The following is a 10554-nucleotide window of genomic DNA, read 5'->3' on the forward strand; positions in this document are numbered from 1 at the left end:
GCGCGTCGTAATCAGTTACGTATATGATCTCATGAATCCCGTCGTTTTTCTAGGTGTGGAGGATTTGACGCTTACAGGTATGCCGGGGGGTGACGAGGGCGATCAGCTTCGAGACGCACATCCAGAGATTCATCCGGCTGACGCCGGTTTCACGTTTTCACAGAAGGCGCTCAATCGGTTGGAATTTGCTCAACATGATCGAGAATAAACGCTGTTCTCTGGTCGATCGGTAGCTTGGGTACAACAATCAGTTCGTAATCCAGTTGCTTATAGGTTTCAAACAAGATGTGATACGTAGCCAGCGCCTCTTCAAAATCCTGTACTCTTTCGCTGTCCGTTTGGTAGATTTCTTTCCAGGGCGGCAAAATAAACACTTGCTTGTTGTATCTGTATTTCTGAACTGCGGATTCAAGCCTCTCTGACATGGGGGCATGGATTAAAGAAGAGTAGGCCAACGTATCAGGGATGCCTCTGTCAAAAAACAACGTGTGCCCCGGCCGATTGGATAATGCTGCATGGTAGCTTTCGATAGATTTATCCAGCATGAGGTCGCGATATTTGATTGCATTTTTCCAAGGTAAGGCATCTCCGTCGGAAGACATCTCTGCTTGGATGATTTCTCTGGCGACTTCCGAAACGTATGGATAGCCGCTTCTCTGTAGTTCATTCAGCAAGGTAGTTTTACCTGCACCGGGCCCACCGGTGATAACAATAAAATCTTTCCTGAACAATGTACGGTTCGTCATTTTTAGTCTCCCGTCAATGAAGTTAGTCCCTTTCTCCGGGAAGCTTGCATTCTAGAGAATTTGACCCGTTCCAGCGCTGCCTTACCTCTGAAATCGGCAATCCTGAAATATCAATCCCTTAATCCAAAATTTTATCCTCCTTACTCGAACAACGAAGGTGGTGAGTCCGGCATTCAGCCGGAGTCTCAATTCCTCATAGGTACGTTCGAAACACGAAATTGCGCAGGCGTTTGTTCGCGGTGCTGCTGTTTCAATTCCTCATAGGTACGTTCGAAACCCATAAAAACCCCGCTACTACGCCATTTTCACATATCCCACACTTTCGTATCTCCAACAGCTAACGCTACAAACCCTTCTGCCGCGCAGCTATCGTTATCGTCGACCCCCGAGTTTTTTTGCAGCATTGGGGATCGACGACAAAAAGCATAGTTAAATTATAAGGCTTTGTCCGCCTTTTTCCAAGCCAATGATCTCCCGATTCGAATACTTCTGAGTGCGCCAAGTATAGAAAATAACCGAATCCTCATCGTCTTTAGATTATTTTGTCTTGAGCACCCGGATCTAATTGAGGCCATCGGACGACTCAAACAATAAATGAAGCCCAACTTGTGAATCGTAAGCATCCGTTCCACGCAGAATGGGAATACGGTGTTTCAGAAATTGTTCTTCGCCTACTAATCTCAATGCCTTTTTCTGCGGTATGTTCAACACGTAATAGTTAAACAAAATCATAAATTGCTTTCGATCTTCAAATGATAACTTTCTCATATATTCTTTATCCGAATATCGCTCATATATGGCTTCTGCATTGTAGGCCTTGAACTTATTCTGTAAATACGAATACGACTTTGGTAAAAGGTTTTGTTCTTCTTCATTTGGATTCCATGGGACAAAGACAGGCAGTTTCACCAGCAAGTTTTGTTCAAAGGGGTGAAAAAAATTCGATAGTTTCTGCCACTCCCCTTCATAAGCATCGCGAATGTAAGCCATAGCCGCTTCAAATGTATTGTATCGAAACATTTCTTGGTAATAAGTTTGAACTAACGCCGTAAGCTCTGATTCCCTCCATACCGATTGTTGTTGTAACAATTGGTCGGTAATCTGCTGCAATGGTTTTAGATAGATCAAACTACGCGTATCCATGATGCCTTTACGATAAAATGGAAAGACCGACACGGTCCCTATAGCTTCGCCTTCCAGATGACGATTGACACGCCCCGCGGCCTGTACAATGGAAGGTAAAATCGCTGATGCTCTTGCCACATGCTGAAAGCTAACATCCACGCCAGCCTCAATAACCTGAGTAGAAATAACATATAATGGGTACCGGCGTTTTTTCTGGTTTAATTCTTGTTTGATTGTTTCAATTAATACTTTTTTATGAATGGGGATCATCAGCCCATGCAGCAAATAAGCTCGTTCCGTTTTTATATTTCGATAAACCCGGTATGCATCTTCGATCGTATTCAGGATGGCAGCTTTCGTTGACACCTCTTTTTCCTTCAAAAACGAAGCTAGAGAAACTTCGTCCCGAGCCTCTTCAAGAAGCAATTGGTATCGGTCATGATCGGAGGTTGCACGTACCTGAAGAGGGACAGGCAGCTTAGACAGTCCATAATGAAATGGAGGCATCGTCGCGGACAAGAAAATGACCTTGAGATTCATGAGATCGGACAAGGCTTCCAATCCGCACAGAAACACATTCCATACTTCGGGACTCAGGATTTGAGGTTCATCTATGATAATAACTGCATTTTGCAAAAACGCCCGTCGCAGTACATCCTGAGAGCGCTTTGGGAACAACGCCTTCCCAAACTGATGAAAACTGGTGCAAACAATAGCATGCGCCCAAGACTCTACCGCTAATTGGCTCTCACTCGTTCTTTGATCATTTTCGTCCCGATCCTCCAATAAGGCCAGCGAATGATGCTCTAACGTTTTCTCCCCCATTACTTCTTCGATAACCAGACTGGTCTGTTCTAAAATAGACAAGTATGGTGCGACATATACGATTTTCTGAAAATCCTGCTGTTCGCCAAACCAAGAAGCAATTTTCAAAGAGGTGATCGTTTTTCCGTATCCCGTCGGCATATGCAGCGTATAAAACCGTTCCTTGGGATCTCGAAGCAATTGTGTCATGATATCTTCTTGAGCTTGTAATCGTACCGCGGACAACAAATGATTCTGATTTTTTTTGCAATAGTTATCTATCCGTTCCAGATGACATTGATGCGCATATTTATCGAACCAGATTGTTGTCACTTGCTTTACATCAAAACGATCACCCGCGATTAAGCCCGTCGTTATGTGACGCCATACCTGGACTTTGCGCATCAAACGAAGCGCCTTCCACGATCCATAGCCTAATTGCAACGCGTCAAGCGCCTCTTCTACCGCTTCCTCTGCTTCCTTCAACCACTGTTCCAAACTAGCTGGATTGATCTTGACAGCGGATAATTCCTTATACTGTTCGTGGATAAAAGCCTCTATTCCCGCAAGATCAAGTGAAGGCCAGTCATAGCATGTAAGCCAAGCTTCGTCCGACAAATTGTGCAAGCGACTATGGTGATCTGCAATATCCCGAATCAGCCCTAACCATTCGGATTGGTACTGCTCCCATTCTCCTATGCCTTGGAGCAAATGGTATCCAAGATAGGAAAAAAAGAAGGCCCCGCAGGCAGAATGATTGGGACCCTTCTTCTTTTTTAGATGAATATAATCTTGCCACTTGGCATGGCTTTTGGCGATATCATGACAAATTCCGGCCAGTCCTGCCAATCGTCTAAGTGTATCTGATTCTTTTTCCAGGAACATTTCTATCGAATGTCCGACTTGGATTAAATGATCGCGCAATAACGAGCCTGGTCTGGCAATACATTGGTCGAAAGCAACTAGACGAGACATACTGCTTCCCCTCCGATCGTGAACACTCCCAAGTTTCCGTCGGCATCTGATTTTTGCCGGAATGTGATCGGATTGCCATCCTTTTCGTAAATATACGATATAGATTTCTCGAAAGTCCGATTCCCCAAGTAATCCTTCATAAAGCCCCCCGCCCGACTGTAGGTTAGACTGGACTGAGTTAGAAGTAAATCTTCGATAAGCGATGTCGGAACAACAGTACGAGTCGTAACAATATCTTCGTCCGCACGCTCCACATGCTCATCAATGGTAACAAGTCGAGGGAAGGTAAGTGCAAACGCAACGCCCAAATAAGTCGGATAAACGGATTGTCCTTGCTTCAATTTATCCTCCAGCAAATCGGTATATTGTTCACCTGTGTAATATATGCGATAAGCCGGATTGACAAGCAGCTCAATCGTTGTCGGACGATTAAAGGTATTGCCGGCGTCTTTGCCCAGCATGGATAATTGTTGTGCCGATGTGCGCACGGGACGCAATAGCTGGATTCCTACTCGATCACATGTGACAAAATCCGTAATGCCTATGATTGCGCCTACCATCCCTTTGACTGCGGTGGGAGTGATAAACGGGTATGTCAGATGAGTCGCCGTCGTATCCGGCCGCCGAAAATGTGCTATTGAGCCCTTTACATCAAAAATAACCGCTTTCATTATCATCGCCTACCATAAAGGTTGTAAGTAAGGTGAAATATCACTTTGCACACGCAAAGAGGGGTGAATCCAAATCCGACAACGTTCAATTTTTTCTTGATATTGCTCCAGAGTACGAAGCAACTCCGAAATGTCTAGCGTAATATCTTTTAGAGACGAAGGGCGGCGTCCCGCATCTCTCCATGCTTCTTCTCCCGGCTGCAACGCGATCAAATCTTCTAAATACCCAATCCGGAAAAATGGATCTGTATACTCCACATGCACCAGCATTAAAGGCTGTTGTTGACCCCGGCCACGCGCTTGACGATGCTGTGTGCCTTGCCATAATGCTTTGAGAAGCAATTCCTGGTCTTCGACTGTCATACCCGTCTGTTCCGCATTTTTCGCATTAATAACACCCGGCATAGCAAATACAGCGAATGGAACGATGTAGCTTGTCCATATGGTACCTTGCGTTTTCCCCTCTTCTCCTTCCTTGTCACCAGCACTCGGCATGACAACTGTTCCTTGGATGTATTGGCTGTCTACCGGGTGAAGAGAGTGCGCCCAACCGAACTGCACAGGTCCTGTCAAATGAAATTTCGGAGTTACCGAATACACGATCCCGAACGTACGAGTATCGAAGCTATGCTCCAGCAGTACCGATTTCATATTTTCCTTTGCTTCTTTTTTCTTGTCCACTTGCTCCGCAATCCATTCCGCCAAGCCTCCCCGTGTGAGCAATCTTCCCTTTTCGTTAAGCTTTCCTTGTACAAATATATAATTACGTTGGCTGCTTCCTCCGTTCGGCTCTGCTTCCAATACATAATCTCTCGCATCGCGTTTGATACTCACATCGCTTAACGAGATTCTGCCATCTTCCTCCGGGAACAGTCTGCGTGCGTCGCTGTCTTGGAGCGGATCGCGATTCGGAATCCCATCTTTAACCGATTTAACGAACAAGATTTCACCGTTACGTACTGTCATCTTATTATTCCTCCTCTTTCACCTTATGGTACATCAGGTAACCCGACCAGAAGGCGGTCATGAATTTATCTTTATCTGAACGGAGCGTCTGCGTTTGCTCTGCTTCCAGGAAACCGAGCAGAACTTGAGCTAGAACGGGTCGGAAATTTTTCCCGAGCTTCATGCTCCACTGCTCGGCAAGCTCTTCGCAGCGGAGAACACCGTATTTCCATATCATGTCCGGCGTAAGCTTGCTGCCAAACTTCATTACCCGTTGTTTCACATAGTCTTTACCGGTCTTGAATTGATGGGAATTCGAGAACTGCCTGAGCAGCAATCCCGTGACAAACCCTAGTTCTTCAGCCGATTGCAAATGAGATAACGATACCCCCCCAGCATGATAAACTTCTATGATATTTTCCCAGTCCGCCACTGTATTCACCCTTTCATCTCTTTGTATGACTTCCGCTTGGTATCGCGAATATAAGGCAAGGAAACCATAGTGGAACACCAGTTCTTCCCGCATCCCCCAGTCATCTTCCTTAAGAGCGAATTCCAATAGCTTAATGGCTGTATTCTTGTACAGACGCTGGGTCGTTATGGGTTGACGGTGCAAAACCGCTTGCAAGCTGCTCCATACATAACCTGGGCCATATGCATTTGCCAATAGTGAAGGAAGGGAACGGAGCCGATAGTATTCCTTATCTGTATTGCACCTTAGGGTTTTGACAATATGAAAAAGCTCTTTACGGTTAATCTCTTTAATTATGTTTTGCAACAATGTGGCTGTACTTGGAACGACATCTTCGATAATTTTGCGAACATGCATATCCCCCTTCGACAATTCACCCGAATAATACACAATCATCAAGCGGTATTCATCGCTTAGTGGAGGTATTACCTTATTAATGCCTGCTAAGATTTCAAGATGAATGTCGCTTTCACTCTTATCGGATTGATTCAAGATCCGCTTATACTTGTGATAGAGCTGCTCTGAATCGTCCTTCAGAAGCGAAAGCACGAACGGGACTCCGAAAATGGATTCGAAGCTGGAAGGCTTCATATGCCTTTTGGCTTCCGCGCTGGCTACCGGAGCAAACATTTCCTTGAGAATTGAATTCGTTACCGGAACTGTAATTTGTTTTAGCAACTGTGTGCCATACAAGAAGGCTTCGTAACTGGCGCGGTCCACCTTAATTCCGCGTGTCCATTCTTCCTTGCCCCAGTAAATGGAGCGAGGCATTTCCCAAGTTGGAGACATCCACAGCCAAAACTTATTATAAATCGAAGCAACTTCCTTCTCTTCCTGATTGGTAAACGTAGAAATTGCATTGCTGGCACTACCCAAGGTTTTTGCTTCCATGAATTTCGCCTCGACGATACCTGCCAAAGCTCGATCTCCATCAATATGAAGCTGTTTCCCAGGGGATAACCTGCTCTCGGCTATCCATAAATAGCGATCATCATCCTCGCACCTATTCTCTAGTGATCGATATTCAGGTAAGCTATGGTCGTAGATATATAGAATGCCGAGTTGTTTTTCTTGTTTAATAAAATTATCAAAATGAGGGGCTATACATTCGGCTACACGACGCGCAATTTCCCTAAGCTGTTCTTCACTTTTTTCTCTATAGGAAATTGAGTTTTTTAATCTAGGAAAGATTACCTCTGCTGCGAACGAATCAGGCTGCTTCATTGCTCGAATATGTGCTTCATACATTAGATAGCAGGGAATCGGATACACCCCTTGAGCATGAAGAGGATTCCCTCCGTTCGGATACAGAATGGGGTATGCATTATTTCTCTGTTTGCTTGGTACAAAGCTTTTTCCTTCTACATTACCTACCTCCGTGAAATGAAAAGCCGCCTCGTCCCCTTCCAATTCAATTAAAAATACATGTTGAAAGAAGTTCTTGCAGTTTTCGCTATCAACATCGGTCAGCCATCGGATGCGTTGTTGAATCGGCAAGTCACTATGTACAATGGGCCTGCCGATGCGAATGATGGATTCAGCAAGCATGTGCTCACCTCCTGTATATGACGAACGATCTAACAAAGCCATAGCTATTACACTTATTTTCAATGAACATGACCAGTATACCACAAACTCCAACTATTGGAATATCTGGATTAGTATTTTATCCTGGTTTTTTTCGAATTTTGTCACATCTCCGCCTATGCATCCAGATGACTTACCACGGTGAATAAGCCGGCTCCATTTGAATTTTTCCCCCCGATCCCAGCATCGTAAACAAGCTTCAGTAGCTCCGGATGTCCTTGCAGAATAAATTCGCCTAGCCAACCTTTGATGATTGTTTTTTTGAATGTAAAAATCACTTGTTGGGGATGCCGCTTATCAAGAGGAGTAAGGGTAAGTGTGCGGTCAAGCGGATCTTGGCCGAAGATGGCTTCGTATTTCTTGCGGGCGTTGGCAGCAATCAGTTCGCTGAAATCTTCTTCGGTAGGACTGTAGTAGTAGGACTTACGTTTACCATTATGCATGAACGTGCTGTACATCGTAACGGGAGTGAGGAAACGTATCCTCATGTGCCCGCTAATCTTTTCCTCAATCTGTTCGACGGAAAGGACGGTTGTCCGCTGATGTCCGATCATCACGTAATCTTTGGTAAATAGTGAAGAGACGAGTTCTTTCATCAACTGCTCGTCGCAGGTGGAGAATAAGAAGGAGACCGGGGAACTGAATGTGAGTTTGCCTTCAGATGCAGTGTGCTTCCCTTGCAGCCTGGAAAAGCAGAAGCCTTTGAAATTACGGTTCTCGTATTTGTAGCCCTCATTATGGAGTTGATCGCGATAGTGCTCGTTGCGAATGCTTGCATAGATCAGTCCGTGCAGCAGCTCGAAATGATGTACAGACACGATCAGTTGGCCGGGGAATTGGAGCGTTATTTTGACTCGCAAAGTGATCACCTGTTTCATTTTGTTTCTACTTTTAAATGGAATTGTGAGATGCTATAATCCATTATATATCATTAAATGAATTTATCAACATGAAATCCAAAAAAAAGAGGCGCATAGAACATCAGTTCCAAGCGCCATTTTCCTTATAGGTAGATGAATAGCCATTGAAAAGAAGAAAATTTCAAATCCTGTACAGGTAACTCAGTTCGTCAATCACTTTTAACAATGTATTATAGACAAACAATACAATGTTTACAAGGGAAGCATGGGTTGCATTCTCCTGAGAGGAGGTGATTTCATGAAAGTAAAGGATACCTTAAAGTTAATATTCTTGTTCGGCATGTTCATCCTCACTTTACTTTCCTGGCAATAACAAACAGAAAAACCTTAGTCAAAATCAATAAAAAGCTGCCTATTATTTATGCCCGCTCCATTTGTACGAAAACTCCTCATAGCAGGCATGATCAGAGTTCGCCAATTTGATACTCAACAAAGGGTCTTGTTTCTTAACTCCGTTATAGTCCATATGTTACGGGTAAATGATTGTTGAAAAATGAGGACAAACCATTATAATTTAGCTATGCTCATTTTGTCGTGGACCCCCAATACTGTAAAAAAGCTCGGGGATCGATGACAACGATAGCTGTGTGACAGAAGAGATTGGGACGTTAGCTGTTGAAAACATGAAATATGCGGGAATGACGTTGCAGCAGGATTTTTATAAGTTTTGAACGTACCTAAGAGGATTTGAAACAAGAAGTCAAATAAAATTGATTGGCTGGCGTTGTCGTTTTGAACATACCTATGAGGAATTGAAACTGAGATCACGACGGCCGATATACGGGGTAGCTTTGACTCGCTTTGAACACCTATGAGAAATTGAAATAAGCAAAATCTCCGTCGCTTGTTCCGATATCGTTATTTTGAGCGTATTTATGAGGATTAGAACTCAGTCTGATTTTCAATGATGTACCCAAAAGAGTCACGTTTTTGAACATACCCATGTAGATTTAAACCATGGCTTTGTTTCTTTGTCGTGTAAAGAAAAGAAACCCAAGGCTGCCGCTCATGGGTCAACACGAACATCAATTGGAGTATTTTCGAATGATTGATTCTAAAGCTACTGCGGAATGTTTAAAGCCGTCACTAACTCCATTAGCATACTTTTTTTCGGCTTCATCATGTCTGCTTTTAGCTTCAATATCCCAAATTGTTTGAATATAGTTAAGGTCTGCGATTAGTTTTTTCAGTTCTTGAAACATATCTCCTCCACGTTTTAGGTCTTCCAATAGCTGACCGTTTGATGTTGAAGTACTTTTCCTATTTCCTTACCGAGTTTTTGAACTTGAGGTTCGCAATAAACGTTATGGGGGCCAAAACATATCATGTAACTAGAAAATGAATAGAAAAGCCTATCTATTTTTTTCTATACGTAGAACAGAGAACTACAAATAGATCACCACCCTTAAATACCGACACTTTTAACGTGTCATCGACATCATTGCACACCTACCCGTTTAAGGTGTCAACTCACATTCTCTATTTCATTGATTGACATATGTAAGTGGTAATCCTACAATTTGAGCAGAGGTGAGCAGCATTGATTCGTTCAAAATTAAGGTTAGTTCTTGACCAGAGGGGAATTTCCATTCGACAGTTAGCCAAAGATATTGATTATCGTTTCGATAGTGTACGGGCTTTGTATAACGATCAAACGGAACGTTACCCAAGGGAGCTTTTAGACAAGCTCTGTTCCTATTTAGGCGTTGGTATTGGAGATTTGTTAGAGTATCAAAATGAGGGCCAGTCAGTTGATTGATTTCCTCTTAATTCCTTACTTTCAATAACTTCCATTTAATCACAATATTGTCGTCGCCCCTCAATGCTGCAAAAAAAGCCGGAGGATCGACGACAATAAAAACTGCGCGGAAATAAAGCATTCTCTCATTCACACCGTTTCAGGCATTCCTTTTGTATTATCAAAAATGTCATATTTATAGGTTTTGAACCTACCTATGAGGAATTGAAACTTCAAAATTATCCAGCGTTCCGTTCTTTTTCAGATGTTTTGAACTTACCTATGAGGAATTGAAACTGCTACCGAGGCCCGTACCGGTTGCGCCGTGTTGGCGTCTTGAACCCACCTATTAGCAATTTTGAAACTTGGTAAGAGCGGCGAAGGAAATGAAGTTTATTGAATATACGAACATACATGCCAGAATGTCGCTGTTCAGTTGACCCCATCATCACAAAAAGGCTGCCAAGCACAAAATGCTGGCAGCCTTTCATTTCATCCCACATTTCGCATGTCAGTAAATGAAAATGAATAATAACAACCGCTGATGCGGTTCAAGAGGAACTGTCTTAGG

The 10554-nt window shown here is 43.5% G+C and carries 10 protein-coding genes; 3 read left to right on the forward strand and 7 right to left on the reverse strand.

Going from position 1 to position 10554, the window contains the following annotated elements:
* The coding region (locus NLX71_RS25225; protein ID WP_254366536.1) for a hypothetical protein at positions 1–208 on the forward strand (208 nt) is incomplete at its 5' end.
* Here the strand turns inward: NLX71_RS25225 and NLX71_RS25230 are convergent.
* The 6 genes from NLX71_RS25230 to cas6 form a co-directional block, all read right to left on the reverse strand.
* The gene (locus NLX71_RS25230; protein WP_254366537.1) at positions 171–746 is read right to left on the reverse strand and encodes an AAA family ATPase; all 576 of its coding nucleotides are present in this window, start codon (positions 744–746) and stop codon (positions 171–173) included. The genes NLX71_RS25225 and NLX71_RS25230 overlap by 38 nt on opposite strands.
* Positions 747–1307: 561 nt before the next feature.
* The gene (cas3, locus tag NLX71_RS25240; protein WP_254366538.1) at positions 1308–3650 is read right to left on the reverse strand and encodes a CRISPR-associated helicase Cas3'; all 2343 of its coding nucleotides are present in this window, start codon (positions 3648–3650) and stop codon (positions 1308–1310) included.
* Positions 3638–4321, reverse strand: coding sequence for a CRISPR-associated protein Cas5 (gene cas5, locus NLX71_RS25245; RefSeq protein ID WP_254366539.1), 684 nt, complete (start codon positions 4319–4321; stop codon positions 3638–3640). Before cas5 ends, cas3 begins: the two co-directional genes overlap by 13 nt.
* Before the next feature lie 9 nt (positions 4322–4330).
* Positions 4331–5287, reverse strand: coding sequence for a CRISPR-associated protein (locus NLX71_RS25250; RefSeq protein WP_254366540.1), 957 nt, complete (start codon positions 5285–5287; stop codon positions 4331–4333).
* A gap of 4 nt (positions 5288–5291) precedes the next feature.
* Positions 5292–7286 (reverse strand): hypothetical protein, encoded by a 1995-nt coding sequence (locus NLX71_RS25255; RefSeq protein WP_254366541.1) that lies wholly within the window; start codon positions 7284–7286, stop codon positions 5292–5294.
* 155 nt (positions 7287–7441) lie between these two features.
* Entirely contained in the window at positions 7442–8203 is a 762-nt protein-coding gene (gene cas6, locus NLX71_RS25260; protein WP_254366542.1) for a CRISPR-associated endoribonuclease Cas6, read from the reverse strand.
* 280 nt (positions 8204–8483) lie between these two features.
* On the opposite strand from cas6, the gene NLX71_RS27210 reads away from it, so the two are divergent.
* Positions 8484–8558 (forward strand): putative holin-like toxin, encoded by a 75-nt coding sequence (locus NLX71_RS27210; RefSeq protein WP_375377967.1) that lies wholly within the window; start codon positions 8484–8486, stop codon positions 8556–8558.
* A gap of 712 nt (positions 8559–9270) precedes the next feature.
* Here the strand turns inward: NLX71_RS27210 and NLX71_RS25265 are convergent.
* A complete protein-coding gene (locus NLX71_RS25265; protein WP_254366543.1) occupies positions 9271–9447 on the reverse strand; it encodes a hypothetical protein in 177 nt (58 codons plus the stop codon).
* A 338-nt stretch (positions 9448–9785) separates the two neighbouring features.
* On the opposite strand from NLX71_RS25265, the gene NLX71_RS25270 reads away from it, so the two are divergent.
* Positions 9786–10004, forward strand: a complete 219-nt coding sequence (locus NLX71_RS25270; RefSeq protein ID WP_254366544.1) for a helix-turn-helix domain-containing protein — start codon at positions 9786–9788, stop codon at positions 10002–10004.
* Positions 10005–10554: the final 550 nt, after the last annotated feature.

Origin of the sequence: Paenibacillus sp. MZ04-78.2 (genome assembly GCF_024213375.1) — a bacterium.
Taxonomy (GTDB): domain Bacteria; phylum Bacillota; class Bacilli; order Paenibacillales; family NBRC-103111; genus Paenibacillus_G.

Coding starts and splice junctions, on each gene's coding strand:
- NLX71_RS25250 (WP_254366540.1), bottom strand. CDS start 5,287: ATGACAGTACGTAACGGTGAAATCTTGTTCGTTAAATCGGTTAAAGAT.
- cas3 (WP_254366538.1), bottom strand. CDS start 3,650: ATGTCTCGTCTAGTTGCTTTCGACCAATGTATTGCCAGACCAGGCTCG.
- NLX71_RS25255 (WP_254366541.1), bottom strand. CDS start 7,286: ATGCTTGCTGAATCCATCATTCGCATCGGCAGGCCCATTGTACATAGT.
- NLX71_RS25230 (WP_254366537.1), bottom strand. CDS start 746: ATGACGAACCGTACATTGTTCAGGAAAGATTTTATTGTTATCACCGGT.
- cas5 (WP_254366539.1), bottom strand. CDS start 4,321: ATGAAAGCGGTTATTTTTGATGTAAAGGGCTCAATAGCACATTTTCGG.
- NLX71_RS25265 (WP_254366543.1), bottom strand. CDS start 9,447: ATGTTTCAAGAACTGAAAAAACTAATCGCAGACCTTAACTATATTCAA.
- cas6 (WP_254366542.1), bottom strand. CDS start 8,203: ATGAAACAGGTGATCACTTTGCGAGTCAAAATAACGCTCCAATTCCCC.